This is a genomic window from Pseudomonas graminis (assembly GCF_004364335.1).
In the GTDB taxonomy this organism is placed as follows: Bacteria; Pseudomonadota; Gammaproteobacteria; order Pseudomonadales; family Pseudomonadaceae; genus Aquipseudomonas; species Aquipseudomonas graminis_D.
The window spans coordinates 186,316-210,259 of record NZ_SOCR01000006.1 but is presented as its reverse complement, the minus strand read 5'-3'; the positions used below and the strand labels follow the sequence as shown (position 1 = coordinate 210,259).

The 23,944-nt window shown below is 61.1% G+C and carries 17 protein-coding genes; 12 read left to right on the top strand and 5 right to left on the bottom strand.

Going from position 1 to position 23,944, the window contains the following annotated elements; translation table 11 throughout:
- Window positions 1–27: 27 nt before the first annotated feature.
- The 7 genes from EC919_RS13135 (at window position 28) to EC919_RS13105 (ending at window position 12,491) form a co-directional block, all read left to right on the top strand.
- Entirely contained in the window at window positions 28–924 is an 897-nt protein-coding gene (locus EC919_RS13135; protein ID WP_133774529.1) for a hypothetical protein, read from the top strand.
- 19 nt (window positions 925–943) lie between these two features.
- On the top strand, window positions 944–1,390 hold the full coding sequence (gene rplI, locus EC919_RS13130) for a 50S ribosomal protein L9 (RefSeq protein ID WP_065987794.1): 447 nt from the start codon (window positions 944–946) through the stop codon (window positions 1,388–1,390).
- A 149-nt stretch (window positions 1,391–1,539) separates the two neighbouring features.
- Window positions 1,540–2,937 carry a replicative DNA helicase gene (dnaB, locus tag EC919_RS13125; RefSeq protein ID WP_065987793.1) on the top strand — a complete coding sequence of 466 codons (1,398 nt, stop codon included), beginning with the start codon at window positions 1,540–1,542 and terminating at the stop codon, window positions 2,935–2,937.
- Window positions 2,938–3,105: 168 nt separating this feature from the next.
- On the top strand, window positions 3,106–5,415 hold the full coding sequence (locus EC919_RS13120) for a YgiQ family radical SAM protein (protein ID WP_108119052.1): 2,310 nt from the start codon (window positions 3,106–3,108) through the stop codon (window positions 5,413–5,415).
- Window positions 5,416–5,663: 248 nt separating this feature from the next.
- The gene (locus EC919_RS13115; RefSeq protein ID WP_133774527.1) at window positions 5,664–8,957 is read left to right on the top strand and encodes a DUF2126 domain-containing protein; all 3,294 of its coding nucleotides are present in this window, start codon (window positions 5,664–5,666) and stop codon (window positions 8,955–8,957) included.
- 136 nt (window positions 8,958–9,093) lie between these two features.
- Window positions 9,094–11,595 (top strand): circularly permuted type 2 ATP-grasp protein, encoded by a 2,502-nt coding sequence (locus tag EC919_RS13110; RefSeq protein ID WP_133774525.1) that lies wholly within the window; start codon window positions 9,094–9,096, stop codon window positions 11,593–11,595.
- Entirely contained in the window at window positions 11,595–12,491 is an 897-nt protein-coding gene (locus tag EC919_RS13105; RefSeq protein ID WP_133774523.1) for a transglutaminase family protein, read from the top strand. The genes EC919_RS13110 and EC919_RS13105 overlap by 1 nt, the downstream gene beginning before the upstream one ends.
- Before the next feature lie 142 nt (window positions 12,492–12,633).
- On the opposite strand, the gene EC919_RS13100 is transcribed toward EC919_RS13105, so the two are convergent.
- Window positions 12,634–12,846 (bottom strand): hypothetical protein, encoded by a 213-nt coding sequence (locus tag EC919_RS13100; protein ID WP_133774521.1) that lies wholly within the window; start codon window positions 12,844–12,846, stop codon window positions 12,634–12,636.
- 424 nt (window positions 12,847–13,270) lie between these two features.
- On the opposite strand from EC919_RS13100, the gene azu reads away from it, so the two are divergent.
- Entirely contained in the window at window positions 13,271–13,717 is a 447-nt protein-coding gene (azu, locus tag EC919_RS13095) for an azurin (RefSeq protein ID WP_133774519.1), read from the top strand.
- Here azu and EC919_RS13090 read toward each other — a convergent pair whose 3' ends face one another.
- The 4 genes from EC919_RS13090 to EC919_RS13075 form a co-directional block, all read right to left on the bottom strand.
- Window positions 13,718–14,746, bottom strand: coding sequence for a DUF1338 domain-containing protein (locus tag EC919_RS13090; RefSeq protein ID WP_133774517.1), 1,029 nt, complete (start codon window positions 14,744–14,746; stop codon window positions 13,718–13,720).
- Window positions 14,747–15,042: 296 nt separating this feature from the next.
- Complete coding sequence (nadE, locus tag EC919_RS13085; RefSeq protein WP_133774515.1) at window positions 15,043–15,870, bottom strand: ammonia-dependent NAD(+) synthetase; 828 nt, start codon at window positions 15,868–15,870, stop codon at window positions 15,043–15,045.
- 58 nt (window positions 15,871–15,928) lie between these two features.
- Window positions 15,929–17,128, bottom strand: coding sequence for a nicotinate phosphoribosyltransferase (gene pncB / locus EC919_RS13080; protein WP_133774513.1), 1,200 nt, complete (start codon window positions 17,126–17,128; stop codon window positions 15,929–15,931).
- A 327-nt stretch (window positions 17,129–17,455) separates the two neighbouring features.
- Window positions 17,456–18,361, bottom strand: a complete 906-nt coding sequence (locus tag EC919_RS13075; protein ID WP_133774511.1) for a LysR family transcriptional regulator — start codon at window positions 18,359–18,361, stop codon at window positions 17,456–17,458.
- Window positions 18,362–18,517: 156 nt separating this feature from the next.
- On the opposite strand from EC919_RS13075, the gene amaB reads away from it, so the two are divergent.
- The 4 genes from amaB (at window position 18,518) to EC919_RS13055 (ending at window position 23,944) form a co-directional block, all read left to right on the top strand.
- Entirely contained in the window at window positions 18,518–20,008 is a 1,491-nt protein-coding gene (amaB, locus tag EC919_RS13070; protein WP_133774509.1) for an L-piperidine-6-carboxylate dehydrogenase, read from the top strand.
- A gap of 59 nt (window positions 20,009–20,067) precedes the next feature.
- The gene (gene amaA / locus EC919_RS13065; protein ID WP_133774507.1) at window positions 20,068–21,351 is read left to right on the top strand and encodes an L-pipecolate oxidase; all 1,284 of its coding nucleotides are present in this window, start codon (window positions 20,068–20,070) and stop codon (window positions 21,349–21,351) included.
- 356 nt (window positions 21,352–21,707) lie between these two features.
- Window positions 21,708–22,844 carry an ABC transporter substrate-binding protein gene (locus EC919_RS13060; protein ID WP_133774505.1) on the top strand — a complete coding sequence of 379 codons (1,137 nt, stop codon included), beginning with the start codon at window positions 21,708–21,710 and terminating at the stop codon, window positions 22,842–22,844.
- 185 nt (window positions 22,845–23,029) lie between these two features.
- Window positions 23,030–23,944, top strand: coding sequence for an ABC transporter permease subunit (locus EC919_RS13055; RefSeq protein ID WP_037015668.1), 915 nt, complete (start codon window positions 23,030–23,032; stop codon window positions 23,942–23,944).

Sequence of the window (23,944 nt, the reverse complement as noted above, 5' to 3'; positions counted from 1 at the left end):
CGACAAACGCAGTAAGGGATAGATCGCATGCGCGCCATGGCTGAATTCATCATGCGCGGCCGCATGCAGGCCACTCTCGTAGTGGTTGGATGTGCGGCATTGCCGCTGTTGTTCTGGTTGAGTGCTGCCGCAGGTTGCCTTGTGCTCCTGCGACGCGGGTTGAGTGACGCGTTAGGCGTCCTTGCCTGGGCTCTGCTGCCGGCATTGGTCTGGTGGTATTTCGGTGAACCCCGCACCCTGATGGTGTTGCTGGGTTCCTGGGGGTTGGCCGCCGTGTTGCGTGCCAGCGAGTCCTGGGTCCGCGTGCTGCTTGTCAGCGTGGCGGTTGGATTGTTGTATGCAGTGGTTTTGGGCGCGGTGTTTCGCGAGCCCATCGAAGCCATGGCGGGGGAGCTGCAAAAGCTCCTGCCCCAGGTCTTCGGTGATGTCTACCAGCAGATGTCGGTAGAAGAGCGAGCGCGTCTGGGGGCACTGATTACTCCCGTCCTTAATGGCCTGATTGCAGCGTTGTTGCAGATCGTCAGCGTGGTATGCCTGCTCCTTGGGCGTTACTGGCAGGCGTTGTTGTATAACCCGGGCGGTTTCGGGCGAGAATTTCGCAGCCTGAAACTCCCGCGGGCACCGATGCTGGTGCTGCTGGTGTGCATGTTGGTGGGGCCGAACTTTGGTCCTCTACTGGCGATGCTGACACCGTTGTGCAGCGTGCCGCTCATGTTCGCGGGCCTGGCCCTGGTTCACGGTCTGGTGGCTGCAAAGCGCCTGACACGGTTCTGGCTGGTGGGGTTGTACGTCACGCTGTTGGTGTTCATGCAGCTGATCTATCCGTTGCTGGTGGTGTTTGCCATTGTCGACAGCCTGATTGATTTTCGCGGCCGTCTGGCGTCGAAAGATGCCGATAGCGGTTCTGCGAACGGTGAAGGTTAAAGTTAAGAGGTTTTACCAAATGGAACTCATCCTGCTGGAAAAAGTCGCCAACCTGGGCAACCTGGGCGATAAAGTAAACGTTAAGGCTGGCTACGGTCGTAACTTCCTGCTGCCTTTCGGCAAAGCAACCGCTGCAACCGCTGCCAACGTGGCCGCGTTTGAAGAGCGTCGTGCAGAGCTGGAAAAAGCTGCCGCCGAGAAGAAAGCTTCTGCTGAAACTCGTGCTGCTCAACTGGCTGAGCTGGAAGTGACTATCACTGCCACCGCTGGTGACGAAGGCAAGCTGTTCGGTTCGATCGGTACTCACGACATCGCTGACGCACTGACCGCCTCCGGCGTTGAAGTGGCTAAAGCTGAAGTTCGTCTGCCGAACGGCACCATCCGTAACGTTGGCGAATACGACGTAGCCGTGCACCTGCACAGCGATGTTGAAGCCACCGTTCGCGTTGTTGTTGTAGCTGCTTAAGCAGTATGGTTTCTGCGCTTCGGTGCAGAAGTCTGACCGGCTGATGACTCGCTCCTCGGTTGGTTAGCATTGGGCACGTTCCTGTTCGCAGGTCGTGCCCTTTGTCATTTCTGAGTATCCTGATTCAACCCCCTGATTTCCGTGTGGCCATGAACGACATCTCCGCTCCCGAGCAATATGACCTGCAAACCGCTGCCCTGAAGGTGCCGCCGCATTCCATCGAGGCCGAACAGGCTGTGCTCGGTGGTTTGATGCTGGACAACAACGCCTGGGAACGCGTGCTTGATCAGGTGTCGGATGGCGACTTCTATCGTCATGACCACCGTCTGATATTCCGCGCCATCGCCAAACTGGCCGATCAAAACCAGCCGATCGACGTCGTCACCCTGGCCGAGCAGCTCGACAAGGAAGGCCAGACCTCCCAAGTCGGTGGTCTGGGCTACCTGTCGGAACTGGCGAAGAACATTCCGTCCGTGGCGAACATCAAGGCCTATGCCCAGATCGTTCGCCAGCGCGCAACGCTGCGTCAATTGATCGGCATCAGTACCGAGATCGCTGACAGTGCGTTCAACCCGGAAGGGCGTACCGCTGAAGAGATTCTTGACGAGGCCGAACGGCAGATCTTTCAGATTGCAGAGGCGCGGCCCAAAACGGGCGGGCCGGTCAGTGTCAACGACCTGCTGACCCGTGCGATTGACCGTATCGATACGCTGTTCAACATCGGTGACGGCATCACCGGTCTCTCCACGGGCTACGCCGACCTTGATGAAAAGACCAGCGGTCTGCAGCAGTCTGACTTGATCATCGTCGCAGGCCGTCCGTCGATGGGTAAGACCACCTTCGCGATGAACCTCGTGGAAAACGCGGTGCTGCGCAGCGACAAGGTGGTGCTGGTCTACTCGCTTGAGATGCCAGGCGAATCGCTGATCATGCGTATGCTGTCGTCGCTCGGTCGTATCGACCAGACCAAAGTACGTTCCGGTCAGCTGGATGACGATGACTGGCCGCGCCTGACGTCGGCGGTCAACCTGCTCAACGATCGCAAGCTGTTCATCGACGACACGGCCGGCATCAGCCCCTCCGAGATGCGAGCGCGTACGCGGCGTCTGGTCCGTGAACACGGGGATATCGGCCTGATCATGATCGACTACCTGCAGCTGATGCAGATCCCTGGCTCGAGTGGCGATAACCGGACGAACGAGATTTCCGAGATCTCCCGTTCCCTGAAAGCGCTCGCCAAGGAATTCAATTGCCCGGTGGTCGCGCTGTCCCAGCTCAACCGCTCCCTCGAGCAACGTCCCAACAAGCGCCCGGTGAACTCCGACTTGCGGGAATCCGGAGCGATCGAGCAGGACGCCGACGTCATCATGTTCGTGTACCGGGATGAGGTGTATCACCCCGAGACCGAACACAAGGGCATCGCTGAAATCATCATCGGCAAGCAGCGGAACGGCCCGATCGGGTTCATCCGGCTGGCGTTCATCGGCAAGTACACCCGCTTCGAGAACCTTGCGCCGGGCAGTTACAACTTTGATGATGATGAATAAGTAGGGCTCTGGACCGCGACTCTGATGCTGGAAGGGCATCAGAATCGAGAGTCATGCCGATCACTTATCCGACTACTGTCGTCGGACTTGATCAAAATTTGTGCTATTCTCCGCGCCCGCGAATTTCTACGCGAAAATCGCCCCCTGACACGAACACTGGTCATCGATATGCAAGCAGCCAAGCCGTTATTTGACTATCCGAAGTACTGGGCCGAATGTTTCGGACCAGCGCCTTTCCTGCCCATGAGCCGGGAAGAAATGGATCAGCTTGGCTGGGATTCCTGCGACATCATCATTGTCACGGGTGATGCCTACGTCGATCACCCGTCGTTTGGCATGGCAATCATCGGCCGGCTGCTGGAGTCCCAAGGCTTCCGCGTCGGGATCATTGCGCAGCCTGACTGGAAGTCAAAGGACGACTTCATGAAGCTCGGCGAGCCGAACCTGTTCTTCGGCGTCGCGGCCGGCAACATGGATTCGATGATCAACCGTTACACCGCCGACAAAAAGATTCGCTCCGACGATGCGTACACGCCGGGCGGCATGGCGGGCAAGCGTCCGGACCGTGCGAGTCTGGTCTACAGCCAGCGTTGCAAGGAAGCCTACAAGAACGTGCCTATCGTTCTGGGTGGCATCGAAGCATCGCTGCGCCGCATCGCTCACTACGACTACTGGCAGGACAAGGTTCGCAACTCGATCCTGATCGACGCCTGCGCCGACATCCTGCTGTACGGCAATGCCGAGCGGGCCATCGTCGAAGTGGCCACTCGCCTGTCGTACGGCGAGACGATCGAAAGCATCACTGACGTGCGCGGCACCGCGTTCATTCGTCGCGATACGCCGGAAGGCTGGTATGAAGTCGATTCCACGCGCATCGACCGTCCAGGCAAGATCGACAAGATCATCAACCCGTACGTGAACACTCAAGACACTCAGGCCTGTGCCATCGAGCAGGAAAAGGGTGACGTCGAGGATCCGAACGAAGCGAAGGTCGTGCAGATTCTGGCGAGCCCGCGCATGACCCGCGACAAGACGGTCATCCGTCTGCCGTCGATGGAGAAAGTGCGCGGCGACGCGGTTCTTTATGCCCACGCCAACCGCGTGCTGCACCTTGAGACCAACCCGGGCAACGCCCGCGCGCTGGTTCAGAAGCACGGCGAAGTGGACGTCTGGTTCAACCCGCCGCCCATTCCGATGACCACCGAAGAGATGGACTACGTGTTCGGCATGCCGTACGCGCGCATTCCGCACCCGGTGTACGGCAAGGAGAAGATTCCGGCCTACGACATGATCCGTTTCTCGGTGAACATCATGCGCGGCTGCTTTGGCGGCTGTACGTTCTGCTCGATCACCGAGCACGAAGGCCGGATCATCCAGAACCGATCCCACGACTCGATCATTCGCGAGATCGAAGAGATCCGTGACAAGGTTCCTGGTTTCACCGGCGTGATTTCCGACCTCGGCGGGCCGACGGCGAACATGTATCGCATCGCGTGCAAGAGCCCGGAAATCGAATCGGCGTGCCGCAAGCCGTCGTGCGTGTTCCCGGGTATCTGCCCGAACCTGAATACCGATCACTCGGCATTGATTCAGCTGTACCGCAGCGCCCGTGAACTGCCCGGCGTGAAGAAGATTCTGATTGCCTCCGGTCTGCGTTACGACCTGGCTGTTGAATCCCCCGAGTACGTCAAGGAGCTAGTGACCCACCACGTCGGCGGTTACCTGAAGATTGCACCTGAGCACACCGAAGAGGGTCCGCTCAACCAGATGATGAAGCCGGGCATTGGCAGCTATGACAAGTTCAAGCGCATGTTCGAGAAGTACTCCAAGGAAGCAGGCAAAGAGCAGTACCTGATTCCTTACTTCATCGCGGCCCACCCGGGCACGACCGACGAAGACATGATGAACCTCGCGCTGTGGCTTAAGGGTAACGGCTTCCGTGCGGATCAGGTGCAGGCGTTCTATCCGTCGCCGATGGCCAGTGCAACGGCCATGTACCACTCTGGCAAGAACCCACTGCGCAAGGTCACGTACAAGAGCGACTCGGTCACCATCGTCAAGAGCGAAGAGCAGCGCCGTCTGCACAAGGCGTTCCTGCGCTACCACGACCCGAAGGGCTGGCCGATGCTGCGTGAAGCGCTGGAGCGGATGGGCCGTGCCGATCTGATCGGGCCGGGCAAGCACCAGTTGATTCCGCTGCATCAGGTTGAAACCGATAGCTATCAGAGCGCGCGCCGCAAGAACTCGACGCCGGCCGGCAGCCACAAGGTCGCCAAGACCACCAAGATCCTGACGCAGCACACGGGTTTGCCTCAACGCGCGAGCGACGGCAGCAAGCCTTGGGACAAGCGCGAAGAGGCCAAGGCCGCTGCGGCTGCTCGTAACAGGGACGCCGCCAAGGAACGCGCGGACGCCGCCAAGGGTGGCAAAGGCGGCAAGAGCAAGAAGCCTTCGCGCCAGCCGGTTTTTCCACGGTAAGGGCCCTCGCGCCAACGCTTCTTCGCTCCAACAAAACGCCAGCTTTCGAGCTGGCGTTTTGCATTCCGGTGCAAATAACCCCACCCGCCTCATTTCCGTGCGACCCTTGCACCATTCGTTGAAGCGGGCGCGATTTTGGTGCTGTGCTTGGCTGAACAAGCTACCTCCAGGCCGGAGGCGCTTGATTTGCCGGGGTGGCATAAGTCTTGCGCAGCTCCGTTACCGTCCAGGCTCGCAGGAGGCACGCCGTGTCGATTCACATTGCCTTGCACCATGTCACGCATTACCGCTACGAACGCGCGGTTGAGCTGGGTCCGCAGATCGTCCGCTTGCGACCGGCGGCTCACAGCCGCACGCGGGTATTGTCGTATTCGCTGAAAGTCCTCCCCGAAAACCACTTCATCAACTGGCAGCAGGACCCGCAGGGTAATTACCTGGCGCGGTTGGTGTTCCCGGAAAAGACTAACGAGCTGCGCATCGAAGTGGATCTGGTCGCCGAAATGGCGGTGTTCAACCCCTTCGATTTTTTCCTCGAGCCGTATGCAGACAAGATCCCGTTCACCTATGCCCGCGAAGAGCACCACGAGCTGCAGCCCTATCTGGAAAAGCTGCCGCTGACCCCAAGATTCCAGGCGTACCTGGACAGCATCGACCGTACGCCTATTCCGGCGATCGACTTTCTGGTGGGGCTCAACCAGCGTCTGGCCAATGACATCGGCTACCTGATCCGCATGGAACCGGGCATTCAGACGCCGGAATACACCCTCGAAAACGCTTCCGGTTCCTGCCGTGATTCGGCGTGGCTGCTGGTGCAGTTGCTGCGTCACCTGGGCCTGGCCGCGCGGTTTGTGTCCGGGTATTTGATTCAGCTCAAGGCCGATGTCAAAGCGCTGGACGGACCGTCCGGCACTGACGTTGATTTCACTGACCTGCATGCCTGGTGCGAGGTGTATCTGCCAGGCGCTGGCTGGGTCGGCCTTGACGCGACTTCCGGCTTGTTTGCCGGTGAGGGTCACATCCCGTTGGCGTGCAGTCCCGAGCCGTCCTCGGCGGCGCCGATCAGTGGCATGGTCGAGCCCTGCAAAACCGAGTTCACCCACGAGATGTCGGTGCAGCGTATCTGGGAGGCGCCGCGCGTCACCAAGCCCTACACCGAAGAGCAGTGGCAGGACATTCAGGCGCTGGGTCGGCAGATCGACAGCGATCTGGCCGCCAACGACGTGCGCCTGACCATGGGCGGCGAGCCGACCTTTGTGTCCATCGACGACCGTGATGGCGACGAATGGAACACTGCCGCGCTGGGTCCGAAGAAGCGCCTGCTCTCCGCCGAGTTGTATCAGCGCATGCGGGACCACTACGCGCCCCAGGGCATCGTCCATTTTGGTCAGGGCAAGTGGTACCCCGGTGAGCAACTGCCGCGCTGGTCGCTGAACTGCTTCTGGCGTAAGGACGGGCAACCGGTTTGGCACAACAACGCGCTGGTGGCTGACGAAACCCGGGACTATGGCGCCGACAGCGAGATGGCGGGCAGTTTCCTGCGCAGCGTGGCCGAGCGACTCAAGCTGCCGACTCGCTACGTTTTCCCCGCCTACGAAGACCGTTTCTATTACCTGTGGCGTGAGGGCGCGCTGCCCAAAAACGTCAGCGCCGAAGCCTCGCGTCTCGAAGACCCGCTCGAACGCGCGCGCCTGCGCAAAGTGTTCTCCCAAGGGCTGGACACGATCATCGGCCACGTTCTGCCGCTGGCGCGCACCGCGGCCGACGATCACTGGCAGAGTGGTCGCTGGTACCTGCGCGACGAGCATTGCCGTCTGGTACCGGGGGACTCCGCGCTAGGCTATCGCCTGCCACTGGCTTCCCAGCCTTGGGTCAAGGCGGCGGAATACCCGTATATCCATCCGACCGACCACAATCAGGCATTTGCCGAGTTGCCCGACCGCGACGAGGTTCAGTCGCGACTGAACAGCCTGGCAGAGCAGGGTGATCCGGGCGTAGACCGCGAACCTGATATAGACGAGTCCGCCGATTGGCTGACTCGCACTGCATTGAGCGCGGAGGCGCGGGGCGGGCGGTTGTATCTGTTCATGCCGCCGCTGCAGTCCCTTGAGGCCTATCTGGAACTGGTCGCCGCGATTGAAGCGACCGCCGAGGACATGCGCTGCCCAGTGTTGCTGGAAGGGTACGAGCCACCGAGCGATCCGCGTCTGGCGAACTTCCGCATCACCCCGGATCCGGGCGTGATCGAGGTCAACGTGCAGCCTTCGTCCACGTGGGACGAGCTGGTCGAACGCACCGAGTTTCTCTACGAACAGGCGCGCCTGACCCGGCTGACCACGGAGAAATTCATGATCGACGGGCGCCATACAGGCACCGGCGGCGGCAACCATTTTGTCCTCGGTGGCGCGACCCCGGGCGACTCGCCCTTCCTGCGTCGGCCGGATCTGCTGCGCAGCCTGTTGAGCTACTGGCATAACCACCCGTCACTGTCCTATCTGTTCTCCGGGTTGTTCATCGGCCCGACCTCGCAGGCACCGCGGGTCGACGAAGCACGCAACGACTCGCTGTACGAGCTGGAAATCGCTTTTTCGCAAATGCCCGAGCCGGGCGAAGAATGCGTGCCGTGGCTGGTGGACCGGTTGCTGCGCAACCTGCTGATCGACGTGGCCGGCAACACCCATCGCGCCGAATTTTGCATCGACAAGTTGTACTCGCCCGACGGCGCGACCGGCCGGTTGGGCCTGCTGGAACTGCGCGCGTTCGAGATGCCGCCGCACGCGCGCATGAGCCTGGCGCAGCAGCTATTGCTGCGGGCACTGGTTGCGCGTTTCTGGCGCGAACCCTATGCACCGGCGAAACTGGCGCGCTGGGGCACCGAGTTGCACGACCGCTTTATGCTGCCGCACTTCATCGAGCAGGATTTCGCCGACGTCATCGCCGAGCTCAACAGCGCCGGTTATCCCGTGCGCGCCGAGTGGTTCGCGGCGCATCTGGAGTTTCGCTTTCCGAAGGTTGGCGACTACGCCGTCAGCGGCATCGAGCTGGAGTTGCGTCAGGCGCTGGAGCCGTGGCACGTGCTGGGCGAGGAGGGGGCAGCGGGTGGCGCGGTTCGCTACGTGGACTCGTCACTTGAGCGCTTGCAGCTGAAGGTCACCGGCCTGCCGCCGCAGCGTTACATGCTCACCTGCAACGGCGTGCCGGTGCCCCTGCAGCCGACCGGGCGCGTGGGCGAGTTCGTCGCGGGAGTGCGTTACCGCGCCTGGCAGCCGACCAATGCCTTGCAGCCGACGATTCCGGTGCATGCGCCGCTGGTTTTCGACATTCTCGACACCTGGATGCAGCGTTCGCTGGGGGGCTGCGAGTATCATGTCGCCCACCCTGGCGGGCGCAATTACGAAACCCTGCCGGTGAACGCCAATGAAGCGGAAAGCCGACGTCTGGCGCGGTTCTTCCGGGTCGGCCACAGCCCCGGCAAACTGGAGGTTCCAGCGCTGACCCTCAACGATGAACTGCCGATGACCCTGGACCTGCGCCTGCATCGGTAGCCGCGTCGGCGACCTGACGTGGGGTCAGGTCGCCGTGCCGCACGTCCAAACATGGAAAGCGCCCCTGCGTGTCATGTTGTCTGCGCTACTCTGAGCGCAGTTGATTCGAGTCCTTTTGCTGTCTGCCGAGCCTTCCATGCCTGACCTGCTTGACCACTATCCGCTCACCCCGGGTACCTACCACGAGATGCTGGATGCCAGCGGCGCCGTTCGGCCGCATTGGCAGCGTCTGTACGAGCATCTCCAGCGCAGCACACCTGCGCAGCTCATCCAGCGTCAGGCGCTGCTCGCCCGGCAGATTCAGGAAAACGGCGTCACCTATAACGTCTACGCCGACCCCAAGGGTGCCGATCGGCCCTGGGAACTGGACATGCTGCCCCACGTGATTCCACTGGAAGAGTGGCAGCCACTGGCGGCCGGCATCGCCCAGCGCGCGCGTTTGCTCAATGCCGTGCTGGCTGATCTCTACGGCCCGCAGGAACTGATCGCCGAAGGTCTGCTGCCGGCGGAACTGGTGTTCGGCCACAACAATTTTCTCTGGCCATGCCAGGGCGTGAAGCCCCCCGAAGGGACGTTCCTGCATGTGTACGCGGTAGACCTGGCGCGCACGCCCGATGGCCGCTGGTGGGTCACCGCCGACCGGACTCAGGCGCCGTCGGGTGCCGGTTATGCGCTGGAAAACCGTCTGATCGTGTCGCGAGCCTTTCCCGAGTTGTACCGGGATATGCAAGTCCAGCACCTCTCGAACTTCTTCCGGTCGCTGCAGGAAACACTCGCGCGCCAGGCACCGACCAGCCACGAAGCCCCGTTGGTGGTGTTGCTGACGCCCGGACGTTTCAACGAGAGCTATTTCGAGCACCTTTATCTGGCCGGTCAGTTGGGCTATCCGCTGGTGGAAGGCAGCGACCTCACTGTGCGGGATGCCACGGTGTACCTGAAGACCCTCAGCGGTCTGCGTCGTGTTCACGCGATCATGCGCCGGCTTGACGACGACTTCTGCGATCCGCTGGAACTGCGCACGGATTCGGCACTGGGTGTACCGGGCCTGCTGCAGGCGGTGCGACAGGGCCGCGTGCTGGTGGCCAATGCCTTAGGCAGCGGCGTACTGGAATCGCCCGGGCTGCTGGGGTTTCTGCCCAAGATCAATGAACACCTGTTTGGTGAAGAGCTGCTGCTGCCGTCGATCGCCACGTGGTGGTGCGGCGAGCCGCCGGTGCTGGCCCAGGCGCTGGAGAAGATGCCCGAGCTGCTCATCAAGCCTGCGTTCCCGTCCCAGAGCTTCGCTCCGGTGTTCGGCCGCGATCTCAGCGCCGAAGACCGCCAGGCCCTGTCCGCGCGCATGCAGGCCCGGCCCTATGCCTACGTCGCGCAGGAGCTGGCGCAGTTGTCCCACGCGCCGGTCTGGCAGGGCGAGGACAGTCAGCTGCAGCCCCGCGCCATCGGCATGCGCGTGTACGCGGTAGCGACGGCCGATGGCTATCGTGTGCTACCGGGCGGATTGACCCGCGTGGCCGCCGATGCCGACGCCGACGTGGTGTCGATGCAGCGCGGCGGGGCGAGCAAGGACACCTGGATCCTTGGCGAGCGCCCGCTGGGCAGCGAACCGTGGAAGAATCGCCATTCGCCGGGCGTGCACGATTTGGTGCGGCGCGACCCGTATCTGCCGTCGCGGGTGGTGGAAAACCTGTTCTGGTTCGGCCGTTACTGCGAGCGCTGCGACGACAGCGCGCGCCTGCTGCGGATCATGCTCACGCGCTATGTCGATGGCGATGATCCGGTCGCCCTGCAAGCGGCGGTCGAGCTGGCCGAACGGTTGAATCTGCTGCCGCTTCAAGACGAAGACGAACCGAGCGAGCTGCATGAACGTTTGCTCGAAGCGCTATTGGGTGACGACTGGCCGTTCAGCCTGCGCTCCAACTTGCAGCGCTTGCAGTGGGCGGCGTCCCAGGTGCGCGGCAAGTTGTCCCGCGAGAACTGGCAGGCACTGGTGGAGTTGCAGCGAGAAGCCATGAGCCTGGAGACCGAGAGCCCTGATTTCGGCGAGCTGCTGGATTTTCTCAACCGTCTGGTGATGTCGCTGGCGGCGCTGTCCGGTTTCGCCCTGGACGACATGACCCGCGACGAGGGCTGGCGTTTCCTGATGATCGGGCGGCGCATCGAGCGCTTGCAGTTTCTTTGCACGACACTGGCGGCATTCCTGCGCAGCGAGGCCGTGTTTCATCAGGACGCACTGGACGGGCTGCTGGAGCTGGGCAACAGCGGCATCACTTACCGCTCGCGCTATCTGGCCTTGCCGCAGTTGATCCCGGTACTCGATTTGCTGGCGCTGGACGATCAGAACCCCCACGCGGTGATGTTCCAGCTCAAGCTGGTGGCCCGCTCGGTGAAACGCATGAACGAGGATTTCGGTGTGCCCCAGGACAACAGTCTCGCGACGCTCATTCAGCGGCTGTCGGTGTTCGATCTGGGTTGTCTGGAAGAAGGGCTGTTCGGTGAAAGCAGCGTCAAGGCGGCGCTGGATGGGCTCGCGGATTTGCTGCAGACCATCGGCGAGACCAGCGGCCATGTGTCTGACCGGCTTGCGCTGCGTCATTTCGCCCATGTCGACGACGTCAGCCAGCGCACGGTGTCGGTCTGATGAACAGCGCCCATTATCAGGTCCTCCACGACACGCATTACAAATACGACAGCCCGGTTTCCCTGGCGCAGCAGCTCGCCCATCTGTGGCCGCGACGCAGCCCCTGGCAGCGTTGCCTGGAGCAGCATCTGGTCATCAGCCCGACGCCGACCACGCGCCGCGATGAGCTGGACGTTTTCGGCAATCCGCTGACGCGCCTGGCATTCGAACGCCCACACGATGAGCTGCAGGTCAACGCGCGCCTGCGCATTGAAGTGCTGGAACGGCCGCGGCTGGATTTCAATGGGTCCGCCCCATGGGACGAGGCGCAGCATCGGCTGACCTACAGCGCGTCGAGGATGGCGCCGGACATCCTCGATGCCTGCCGCTATCGCTTCGAATCGCCTTACGTGCATCTGAAGCAGACGTTCGTCGAGTTCTCCGCCAGCTGCTTTCCCGCGGGGCGGCCGTTGCTGCTGTGCGCGCAGGCGCTGATGGAGAAGATATTCGAGGAGTTCACCTTTGATGGCGAGGCCACTCAGGTTGCTACGCCGCTGGTGGAAGTGCTGGAAACCCGCCGTGGCGTCTGTCAGGACTTCGCCCATCTGATGCTGGCCTGCGTGCGCTCGCGCGGGCTGGCGGCGCGTTATGTCAGCGGCTATCTACTGACCCAGCCGCCGCCCGGTCAGCCACGGCTGATCGGCGCCGATGCATCCCATGCGTGGGTGTCGGTGTTCTGTCCGGTGTTGGGTTGGGTGGATTTCGATCCGACCAACAACGTTCAGCCTGCGCTTGAGCACATCAGTCTGGCGTGGGGGAGGGATTTTTCTGACGTGTCGCCGTTGCGGGGGGTGATTCTGGGGGGCGGGAGCCACGACCCGGAAGTACGTGTGACGGTGATGCCGATTGCGATGTGAGTAGGGGCGCATTGAAGGAGCGCGCTTGCCCCCGATAGATGAGTGCCAGCCAATGGATGGATCACGGCGAAAATCCTATCGCGAGCAAGCTCACTCCTACAGATTTTCGCGTTCATCCATCCCATTGCGCTGAATCAGATGATTACTCAGCAGGCTTTTCTTCAGCGGAGCCTTTTACGTCGGTGGCGTCATCAGCTTCGGTGGAGCCTTCGGCGTTTTCGCCGTCTGCTACTGCACCTTCTCCAGCCTCTGCTTCAGCCTTCTCGGCCTGCTTGCGCTGTGCTTTTTCCTCTTTCTTTTGCTCTTTTGCCAGATCACGTTGGCGTTTGGCGAAGGAATAGTTGGGTTTGGCCATGGGCAGTCCTCGAGGCAGACGATAAGTCAGCACATTCTGCCTGAGAATGGTGCAAAACCGGCGTGGTATTTTTCCTCACCCGGTCATCAATGCCGGTCAGTTGCCCGCCATTACAGGTGTCAGTCGTTGGAAACGGCGCGTTGATAGACGCCGTAAGCCTGGCTTGCGCGGTCGTAACTACCGGATGCACCGCACGCGTAAGCGGCGAGCAGGCTGCGAAAAATGCTGGAAAGTTGCATGGGATCGTCCTGAAGATGGGTGACAGGGCGATCTTATGCAGCCATCGTAGCGCTGACTGTTTGATTGTCTCGATGGCCCTGATAGTGGCTGCGCAGAGGTACTCAGTAAAACGGTTGATAAATTGTTCTAGTTTCGGGCGGTCGTTGTATACGAAATCGAAGACTGCCCCACCAGGAGACGCACCATGATTCGCAAGCTTGTCGCTGCATCCATTCTGACTTTGGCCAGCGGCCACCTTCTGGCGGCTGAATGCTCGGTCGAGGTCGATTCCACCGACCAGATGACGTTTACCACCAAGGCCATCGAAATCGACAAGAGCTGCAAGCAGTTCACCGTCAACCTGAAACACTCCGGCAGCCTGCCGAAGGCCGTCATGGGCCACAACCTGGTCATCAGCAAATACGATGACATGTCGCAGATCGCCACAGACGGCATGAGCGTCGGCATCGACAAGGATTATCTGAAGGACGGTGACGCGCGTGTTATTGCCCACACCAAAGTCATCGGCGGGGGCGAGTCGGATTCGGTCACCTTCGACGTATCCAGGCTGGATCCGGCCCAGGCATATGGCTTTTTCTGCTCGTTCCCGGGCCACATCGGCATGATGAAAGGCACTGTCACGCTGAAGTGATCACTGGGCCTGCTTCGAGTCGGTCATCTTGAAGATGCCTTGGGCGTTGCTGCTGTCGAAGTTGAGATCGATCCTGCCGTTGTCAGGGTCGATCTTGCGCTGAATGAACTCCACGAATGAACCCGGCACCTGGTGCGCCACCACGACGCCCTCGGCGTTCAACAGCCCCCGGCTCACCGTGCAGGCCTTGTACGCGGTCTGCATGACCCTTCCCGAACCTGACACCTCGATACTGTCCTTCATCGGCCGCTCGCGCCGATTTTGCTCTGCCACCGTCGCTTCCAGATCCTCAACGCGATCGGTCAGGTGATTGAAGCTGTTGCCTTCGGTAGCGATCCACGCCATTTCCGCGCTTTCGCTCAGCAGTTGGCGATAGTCATCTTCCCGAACGACGCCGTGCTGGCGTCCAAACGCACGATACAGCGCCGGTAGCAGGCGCGTGGCCTCGGCGACGCTGCAATGCCGGGTGGTGCGCAGGCGGCTCAGAACGCTCAGGTCTTCAGGGCTCAACGGATCGCGGTTCGAACCGACGACACGGCTGACCGCGTCTTGAAACCCCTGGCTGAGGCGCCCGGGATGGAGTTCGGAAACGAAGAACTGCGCGATGTCCTCCGGCAGGTCCATCTGGCGATAGCCCCAGCCGGTCATGTTCAGTTTGGTCAGCGGGTAGGTGCGCACATCGGTGAAGCCCAGCGGCTCGAGCAGGCGCGAGAAGGCCTGACGCCCGCGTGGCAGTTCGCCGTTGTCCGCCCAATCGACGGTGCGGATGGCGCCGTGGTCGAACACCACCTTGCGGCCGCCCTCGAATTGCTCGTCCACATAGCGAAGCCCGTCGGGCACGGCCTCTACCAGCTTGTGGAACAGGCACAGGTTCAATGCTTCGGCGAGCCAGACCCGATGCACCGCCTCGTCAGACCAGGAAAACCCGCCCAGCGCCTGGGGCACCTCGACGCGGTGTTCGAGCCATGCTGCAGCGGGCTGGCCGACGGTGGACGCAACGAGGGTGAAGAGGCCTTGGAAAGCAGTCATGGATAGCGGCTCTGGGCGGGGAAGTCAGAGCGCTATGTAAGCCGTGATGGCGAGTGCCATCAAGCGAAAAGAAATAACGGGTTCATTCCGTTTTTGAATGCAGCGCCGTTCGACCTGCGCCGCGTATCGCGTGAATCACTGTAGGAGCGCGCTTGCCCGCGAATGAGTTGGGTCAGTTACGCAGATGGCGACTGACGAAACGCTTTCGCGGGCAAGCGCGCTCCTACAGGATTTGCATGCGTCCGAGGGGCTGGAGTGACAACCCAAAGGCGCGCACGCTTCCGTTCCCGGATGGGTTAAGGCGCGTACGGCAGATCCCGTTTGTGCTGGGTCTTGCGGTAGGTGCTGACAATCACCTCGGCGGTTTCCTGCTTCACCGGTTCGCCGTGCAGGAAGGCGTCGATCTCTGCGTAGCTGATGCCGTGGGCCGCTTCGTCCGGTTTGCCGGGGACCAGCTCTTCGAGGTCGGCAGTGGGGACTTTCTCGACCAGGTTCTGCGGGGCGCCGAAGCTGCGGGCGATGGCGCGGACCTGATTCTTCACCAGGCCGCTCAACGGCGCCAGGTCGCAGGCGCCGTCGCCGAACTTGGTGTAGAAGCCCATGACTGCCTCAGCTGCATGGTCGGTGCCGATGACCAGACCGCCTTTGACGCCGGCAATAGCGTACTGCGCGACCATCCGCGCCCGGGCCTTGATGTTGCCCTTGACGAAATCCACGGTATTGGCCGGCTGGCCTTCGAAGGATTTGATCTGATCAACCAGCGCTTTCACCGATGGCGCGATGTCCACCGTGTGACGCTCGTCCGGGTTGATGAAATCCACCGATGCCGTGGCTTCATGTTCGTCGTGCTGAATGTGATACGGCAGGCGCACGGCGATGAATGTGTACGCCTTGTCGGCGGTGCTTTCACGCAGCTCGCGAATGGCGCGTTGGGCCATCAGACCCGCTGTCAGCGAATCCACGCCGCCACTGATGCCCAACACCAGCACCTTCAGGCGGGCGTTATGCAGGCAGTCCTTGATGAATTGCACGCGGCGGCTGACTTCCGCCTGCAGCGCTTCGTCATTGGCGAAAGGCGGCTGGACGTTGAGCTGCCGGGCGATCTCGCGCTGTACGTCTTGCATGATTGACTCCTCGAGCAAAAAAGGAATGGCATAAAAAGGGCGGCGGTCGGTGCTCGACTCAGGCTGGCACCTTGAATACGTGGCGCAGATAGGACACGAATTCCGGGTCCTTGCACTGGGTTTTGCCGGGCTCGTCGGAAATCTTGGCGACAGGCTGGCCGGCGCAGGCGGTCATTTTCAGCACGATGCTCATCGGCTGGATCCCCGGAATGTCGGCGGTCAGGTTGGTGCCGATCCCGAAACTGACGTTGATGCGACCCCGCAGCGCACGGAATATTTCCAGCGCCTTGGGCAAATTCAATCCGTCGGAGAACACCAGCGTCTTGCTCATCGGCTCGATGCCCAGCTTTTGATAATGACGGATGCATTTTTCGGCCCACTGCACAGGGTCGCCCGAATCGTGGCGCAGACCGTCGAAGAGCTTGGCAAAGAACAGGTCGAAATCACCGAGGAAGGCATCGGTGGTGATGCAGTCTGTCAGCGCAATGCCCAGCAGGCCACGGTACTCGCGCACCCAGCAATCCAGGGCAGCAATCTGGCTGTCGATCAGGCGCGGGCCGAGTTGCTGATGGGCCATGATCCATTCGTGGGCCATGGTGCCCAGCGGTTTGAGGTCGAATTTGCGCGCCAGGTGCACGTTGCTGGTGCCAACGAACTGGCCGGGGAAATCCTTTTTCAGCACCGAAACCACGTCCTCCTGCACCGCGTAGGAGAAGCGCCGGCGCGTGCCGAAGTCTGCCACTTTCAGTTCCGCCAGTTCATCAGCGGTTGCGGTTGCGTTCAGCCAGTCGAACTTGCGATACAGCTGATCGCGGGCCTGGCTGAGCAGGGTTTCCGGGTTGCGATGGCGATTGCGGACTTCGCTGACGATGGCCAGGACGGGCACTTCGAAGAGGATCACGTGCAGCCAGGGGCCGGACAGGCGGATGCACAGTTCGTCGTTTTCGATGGTGGTCTGGACGTAGCGCAGGTTGAAGCGGAACAGCCCGAGGAAACGCAGGAAGTCGGGCTTCATGAAATTGATGCGTTCGAGGAAACCGTTCTCCTCGACACTCAGCGACAGGTCGCAGAGCTGCTCGATCTGATGGCGGATCTCGGCCAGATACGGCCTGAGGTCTTCACCGTTGCGGCAGCGAAACTCCCACTCCACTTCGACGTTGGGGTAGTTGTGAAGCACAGCCTGCATCATGCTCAGCTTATAGAGGTCGGTATCGAGCAGGTTCTGCACGATGCGGTCCGCGAAAGCGCTCTCACTCATTGTGTCGCTCCAGCCAGCAGTGGCCGCCAAGGTGCGGCCCGGGATTCAATTGGGTGTCGCATACAACCTTGCGGTAGCGCTGTGGCGGTACGTCCGGTTTGTTATTGACGATGGCCGACATAATGCCAGTCGTCGTGGACGAGGGGCAGAAATGTTTGGGTGGACGGTGATTTCCGGTAGGAGCGTGGCTTGTCCCGCGATCTGGCGCGCAGCGGCAGTCATGCTGGTGAATGCTGTTTGTCTGACGCAACAGGGGGAACGGATTACGACTGCTACGCAGCCGATCGCGGGACAAGCCACGCTCCTACAATGTTGCGGATTTCCAGACTACTGAGGCGTTGGCTCGTTGAGCTGTTCGAGCATCCATTCCACGAACACGCGAATCTTCGGCACTTCGGCCGCGTGCTCGGGGTAAGCCAGGTAATAGGCATCCTCACTGGGCAGTGCGTGTTGCCAGGGGATGATCAACTTGCCGTCCGCCAGCTCCTCTTCCACCAGAAACCGGGGCAGCAGCGCGACGCCGCAGCCCACTTGCGCCGCGCGAATGCACATGTAGATCGTTTCGAAGCGCGGGCCGTGATAGCTGTGCTCGGTCTGGTAACCCTGACTTTCGAACCAGTCATGCCAAGCCTGGGGGCGATGCGCGTTTTGCAGCAGGACCAGATCGGTCAACTGCGTAGGATCGGTGAAGGGTGGGTCAGGCAGGCTGCCCGGGGCGCAGACCGGGATCAGCTCTTCACTGAACAGCCTGACGCTCTCGGCACCGGGTCGGGCGCCACCGCCGAAATAGAACGAGAGGTCGCAGCGGCTCTGCGCCAGGTCATCGCTTTCCTGTTCGTTGACCAGATCCAGATGAATGTGCGGATGACGCAAGCGCCAGCCCTTGAGTCGTGGCACCAGCCAGCGGGCGCCAAAGGTCGAAGGCGTCGACACGCGCAGCACTTCGGTTTCGCCGCCGTAGGAGCGCAGGAAGTGCGTCGACATCTCCATCTGCGTGAGCACTTTGCGCACCTCGCCCAGGTACAGCGCACCGGCTGGCGTCAGTTGCAGGCGCCGACGAACCCTTCGGAACAACAGGTGCTGCACCAACTCTTCCAGCTGCGCGACCTGCTTGCTGACGGCGCTCTGGGTGAGGTTCAGCTCCTCGGCCGCGCGGGTGAAACTCAGGTGACGGGTCACCGCTTCAAAACATTGCAGCGCGGTGACCGACGGGAGATGGCGTTTGCTCAGCATATTCGGCTCGTTCAGCGTCAGCATGAAAAAACGGAATGATATCTCGCTTAATCGTCGTTTGTTGCAGTGTCGCCGGCCAGCTATTACTAGAGGCTGACGAAATCACCCATATTTGGCATTCCGCTTTCGCGCTTACGATCAGTTTCAGGAGAAACCATGCTCAACGACCTGCTTACCCGACTCGGTGTCGATGCCGCGCTTTATCAACAGGGCGACAAGCCTGTTCACACGCCGATCGATGGCAGCCAGGTGGCGTCGGTGAGCTGGGAGAGCGCCGCCGAAGTCGAGCAGCGTATCACCCGCGCCGACCACGCCTTCGACGCATGGCGCAAAGTGCCTGCGCCTCGTCGCGGCGAGCTGATTCGTCTGTTTGGCGAAGCGCTGCGCAAACACAAAACCGACCTCGGTGAACTGGTGTCGTGGGAAGCGGGCAAGATCACTCAGGAAGGACTGGGTGAAGTGCAGGAAATGATCGACATCTGCGACTTCGCCGTCGGCCTGTCGCGGCAGATGTACGGCCTGACCATCGCTTCCGAGCGCCCGGGCCACCACATGCGTGAAACCTGGCATCCGCTGGGCGTCGTCGGCGTCATCAGCGCGTTTAACTTCCCTGTCGCGGTCTGGTCGTGGAACACCGCCCTGGCGCTGGTTTGCGGCAACTCGGTGATCTGGAAACCGTCGGAAAAAACCCCGCTGACGGCGCTGGCCTGCCAGGCGCTGTTCGACAAAGTAGCGGCTGAATTTTCGGACGCTCCTCAGTACCTCACCCAATGCATCGTCGGCGGCCGCGAAGCCGGTGAGGCGTTGGTCGATGACGCCCGCGTCGCGTTGATCAGCGCCACCGGCAGCACGCGCATGGGCCGCGAAGTGGCGCCGAAACTCGCTGCACGTTTCGCCCGCAGCATTCTGGAGCTGGGCGGCAACAACGCGATGATTCTGACCCCGAGTGCCGATCTGGATCTGGCCGTGCGCGCGGTGCTGTTCAGTGCCGTCGGCACGGCGGGTCAACGTTGCACCACCCTGCGTCGCCTGATTGCGCACTCGTCGGTGAAGGCGGAGTTCGTCGAGCGCTTGAAAGCGGCATACGCCAAAGTGCGCATCGGGCATCCGCTGGAAGGCAATCTGGTCGGTCCGCTGATCGACAAGCAAAGCTATGAAAACATGCAGGAAGCGCTGGAGCAGGCGTTGAGCGAAGGCGGCAAGGTGTTTGGCGGCAAGCGTCAGTTAGAGGAAAAATTCCCGAACGGTTATTACGTATCGCCGGCCATTGTCGAGATGCCGGAGCAGAGCGATGTCGTGCGCAGCGAAACCTTTGCGCCGATTCTGTACGTGGTCGGGTACGAGGAATTCAGCGAGGCGGTACGGCTGAACAACGACGTGCCGCAAGGGTTGTCCTCCTGCATCTTCACTACCGACGTGCGTGAAGCCGAGCAATTCATTTCGGCGCTGGGCAGTGACTGCGGCATCGCCAACGTCAACATTGGCCCGAGTGGTGCAGAGATTGGTGGCGCGTTCGGTGGCGAGAAAGAAACCGGCGGTGGCCGCGAATCCGGCTCGGACTCGTGGAAAGGCTACATGCGTCGCCAGACCGCCACCGTGAACTACTCCCGGGAACTGCCGCTGGCCCAAGGCATTACGTTTGATTGATGGTTTGTGTAGGAGCGTGGGAACGATCAGGTCTGGCTGTCTCTCTCCGAGGTTGTGCGATGCCGTTACGCGAAGAATGTCTGTGGGAAACGCTGACGCCGCAAAGGCCTGAAGCGCCCGCGTTGAGCGGGGAAGTGACTGTCGATGTGTGCGTCATCGGCGCAGGCATCACGGGTTTGTCGGCGGCCCTTCATCTGCTTGAGCAAGGCAAGACGGTCGCTGTCGTCGAAGCCCATCGCACCGGGCAGGGCGGGTCCGGGCGGAACGTAGGACTGGTCAACGCCGGCCTGTGGATTCCGCCCGACGAGATTGAAGCCGGCTTCGGCGAAAAAGTCGGCAGCCAGCTCAACGCCATGCTCGGCAATGCGCCGTCGCTGGTCTTCAGCCTCATCGAAAAATATGGCATCGACTGCCAGGCCACGCGCAAAGGCACGCTGCATATGGCGCACAACGCCAAGGGCGAGCTGGACCTGCGCAGCCGTGAACAACAATGGAAACGTCGCGGCGCACCTGTGGAATTGCTCACCGGCAAAGCCTGTCAGGAAGCGACCGGCACCACCGAAATCACTTCTGCATTACTCGACCGCCGCGCTGGCACCATCAACCCGATGGCCTACACCAGCGGGCTGGCAGCGGCCGTCACGCAATTGGGCGGTCAGCGTTTCGATCACTCGCCGGTCAAACGCCTTGAACGTCAGGGCTCGCGCTGGTGCGTGATCACCGAAAACGGCGCGGTGCTTGCCGAGCAAGTCGTTATCGCGTCCAACGCCTACACCGAGGGCGAATGGACGGAGCTTCGGCGCAACTTCTTCCCCGGCTATTACTATCAAGTGGCATCGGCGCCGCTGACCGAAGACGCGGCACAACAGATTTTGCCAGGCGGGCAGGGCTCCTGGGACACGCGGCAAGTGCTCAGCAGCATTCGTCGCGATGCCGATGGCCGGCTGTTGTTGGGCAGTCTGGGCAATGGCAACCAGAAGCCCGGCTGGTTTCTGAAGGCGTGGGCCGATCGCGTTCAATGGCATTATTTCCCGTTCCTCAGACAGGTTGAGTGGGAATGTACCTGGACCGGCTGCATCGATTTCACGCCCGATCATTTACTGCGCATGTTCGAGCCTGCACCAGGACTGGTCGCTGTCACCGGTTACAACGGACGCGGCAATACGACAGGGACGGTGGTCGGCAAAGCATTCGCCGATTATCTGTCCAGCGGCAACGCCAGTGTTTTACCCATCCCCTTCGCGCAGATGCAGCCTCTGGCGGGCGTTAGACTGCGCAGTTCTTTGTATGAGGCTGGCTTTTCGCTATACCATGCCGGCCAGTGCCTCAGAATCGTGATCTGAGAAGAACTCCCTCTCCAAAACAACGCTTTTTCCTACATCCACTACCCTCAAATGGTGCGGCCCGTAGCGGATCCGCACCGACGGTGTGCAGTTCGGTGACGCAGGCTGTAACAACAGGGTTGTACAGGTGAGGGCGGCACGGTTGCGCGCCCGCTTCTCCAGGGTTGCTCTTTTAAAGTCGCAAGGTTGCACCTTGCGCGGTTTAGACGGTTGCACGCCCCGTGAAAAAGGGCAGAAATCAGTCGGATAGCAACAAAACGGCGAGTTTCTCAAGAATAAAAAACCGATGGCACGCCACTTGCTCGCAGCAGCTCTGTGGTCGCAGTGCTAATTAAAAAACCCAGGAGCACCAACTCATGTCGCAGACGTTCTACAGAAAAGGCTTTCTCGCACTCGCAGTGGCTACTGCCATGGGTGCGGCTTCATTTGCGCAGGCAGCCGACCTCAAGATCGGCGTTGCAGGCCCGATGACCGGCGCAAACGCCTCATTCGGCGAGCAATACATGAAGGGCGCTCAAGCAGCTGCCGATGCCATCAACGCTGCGGGCGGCGTCAACGGCGATAAAATCGTCCTGACCGCCTACGACGATGCGTGCGAACCTAAACAGGCTGTTGCTGTTGCCAACAAGGCCGCGTCTGACAAAGTCGCCGGCGTTGTCGGTCATTTCTGCTCCTCCTCGACCATCCCTGCGTCGGAAGTCTATGACGAAGCCGGCATTATCGCGATCACCCCTGGTTCCACCAACCCTACCGTGACCGAGCGCGGCCTGAGCGCCATGTTCCGCATGTGCGGTCGTGACGATCAGCAAGGCATCGTGGCCGGCGACTACATCGTCGACGTGCTCAAGGGCAAGAAAATCGCCGTCATCAACGACAAGGACACCTACGGGAAAGGCCTGGCCGACGCCACCGCCAAGCAGCTGACCAAGCGCGGCGTGAAGCCTGTGCTGGAAGAAGGTCTGACCCGTGGCGAGAAGGACTTCAGCGCCCTGGTCACCAAGATCCGCTCCGTTGGCGCTGACGTCGTTTACTTCGGCGGCCTGCACCCGGAAGCCGGTCCACTGGTTCACCAGCTGCATGAGCAAGGCCTGAAAGACGTCAAGTTCATGTCCGACGACGGCGTTGTCACTGATGAGCTGGTGAAAACTGCTGGCGGCCCGCAATTCGTCGATGGCGTGTACATGACCTTCGGCGCCGACCCGCGCATGCTGCCAGACAGCAAGGCCGTGGTTGAGCAGTTCCGCAAATCCGGCTACGAGCCTGAAGGCTACACCCTCTACGCCTACGCTTCGGTTCAGGCCCTGGCCGCTGGCTTCAACGGCGCCAAGTCGAACAAAGGCGAAGACGCTGCCAAGTTCCTGAAAGCCCACCCTGTCAAAACCGTTATGGGCGAGAAAGCCTGGGACACCAAGGGCGACCTGAAAGTCTCTGACTACGTGGTTTACCAGTGGGACAAGGACGGCAAATACCACCAGCTCGAAAAGCAGAAGTGAGTTAAGCGCTTAGTCGGATCGGCTGTTTCCCGGGGGTGAGCCGGGAAACGACCTGATCCGGTAATCGGCGCTGTCTGACGGCGGCGCCGGATTTCTTCTGTTGCCACTGTCTGCGCCGCTCTATTCCTCACGAGGGAGTGGTCGCCGCGCGCCAGGTTGGCCTTTCAAGTTCGTGAGCGTGCGTGATGGACGGTATTTTCCTGCAGCAAATGGTCAACGGCCTGACACTGGGCTCGGTCTATGGCCTGATCGCCATCGGTTACACGATGGTCTACGGCATCATTGGCATGATCAACTTCGCCCACGGCGACGTGTACATGATCTCCGCTTACCTCGCAGCTATCGGCCTCGCCGTGCTGTCGTTTTTCGGCGTTGAGTCATTCCCCTTTCTGATTCTCGGCACACTGATCTTCACCATTGTGGTGACCGGTGTGTACGGTTTCGTTATCGAGCGAGTGGCGTATAAACCGCTGCGTAACTCGACCCGCCTGGCGCCGCTGATCAGTGCGATCGGCATCTCCCTGATTCTGCAGAACTACGCGCAGATCGCTCAGGGCCCACGCCAGCAAGGCGTACCGACCCTGCTCGAAGGCGCCATGCGCTTCGATGTCGGCAGCGGTTTCGTACAGATCACCTACACCAAAATCTTCATCCTGATCGCTGCCTTCGTCGGCATGGGCGTACTGACCTACATCATCAAGTACACCAAGCTGGGCCGGATGTGCCGCGCCACGCAGCAGGATCGCAAGATGGCCTCGATTCTGGGCATCAACACCGACCGGGTCATTTCCTACGTGTTCGTCATCGGCGCGGCCATGGCGGCACTGGCCGGCGTGCTGATCACCATGAACTACGGCACGTTCGACTTCTTCGCCGGCTTCGTCATCGGCATCAAGGCGTTTACCGCAGCGGTACTCGGCGGCATTGGTTCGTTGCCGGGCGCCATGCTCGGCGGGCTGATCCTGGGGGTTGCCGAGTCGCAGTTCTCCGGTCTGATCAACTCCGACTACAAAGACGTGTTCAGTTTCGGCCTGCTGGTAGTGATCCTGATCTTCCGTCCCCAAGGCTTGCTGGGTCGCCCACTCGTGGCGAAGGTATAA

Coding starts and splice junctions, on each gene's coding strand:
- EC919_RS13135 (WP_133774529.1), top strand. CDS start 28: ATGCGCGCCATGGCTGAATTCATCATGCGCGGCCGCATGCAGGCCACT.
- rplI (WP_065987794.1), top strand. CDS start 944: ATGGAACTCATCCTGCTGGAAAAAGTCGCCAACCTGGGCAACCTGGGC.
- dnaB (WP_065987793.1), top strand. CDS start 1,540: ATGAACGACATCTCCGCTCCCGAGCAATATGACCTGCAAACCGCTGCC.
- EC919_RS13120 (WP_108119052.1), top strand. CDS start 3,106: ATGCAAGCAGCCAAGCCGTTATTTGACTATCCGAAGTACTGGGCCGAA.
- EC919_RS13110 (WP_133774525.1), top strand. CDS start 9,094: ATGCCTGACCTGCTTGACCACTATCCGCTCACCCCGGGTACCTACCAC.
- EC919_RS13105 (WP_133774523.1), top strand. CDS start 11,595: ATGAACAGCGCCCATTATCAGGTCCTCCACGACACGCATTACAAATAC.
- EC919_RS13100 (WP_133774521.1), bottom strand. CDS start 12,846: ATGGCCAAACCCAACTATTCCTTCGCCAAACGCCAACGTGATCTGGCA.
- azu (WP_133774519.1), top strand. CDS start 13,271: ATGATTCGCAAGCTTGTCGCTGCATCCATTCTGACTTTGGCCAGCGGC.
- EC919_RS13090 (WP_133774517.1), bottom strand. CDS start 14,746: ATGACTGCTTTCCAAGGCCTCTTCACCCTCGTTGCGTCCACCGTCGGC.
- nadE (WP_133774515.1), bottom strand. CDS start 15,870: ATGCAAGACGTACAGCGCGAGATCGCCCGGCAGCTCAACGTCCAGCCG.
- pncB (WP_133774513.1), bottom strand. CDS start 17,128: ATGAGTGAGAGCGCTTTCGCGGACCGCATCGTGCAGAACCTGCTCGAT.
- EC919_RS13075 (WP_133774511.1), bottom strand. CDS start 18,361: ATGCTGAGCAAACGCCATCTCCCGTCGGTCACCGCGCTGCAATGTTTT.
- amaB (WP_133774509.1), top strand. CDS start 18,518: ATGCTCAACGACCTGCTTACCCGACTCGGTGTCGATGCCGCGCTTTAT.
- amaA (WP_133774507.1), top strand. CDS start 20,068: ATGCCGTTACGCGAAGAATGTCTGTGGGAAACGCTGACGCCGCAAAGG.
- EC919_RS13060 (WP_133774505.1), top strand. CDS start 21,708: ATGTCGCAGACGTTCTACAGAAAAGGCTTTCTCGCACTCGCAGTGGCT.
- EC919_RS13055 (WP_037015668.1), top strand. CDS start 23,030: ATGGACGGTATTTTCCTGCAGCAAATGGTCAACGGCCTGACACTGGGC.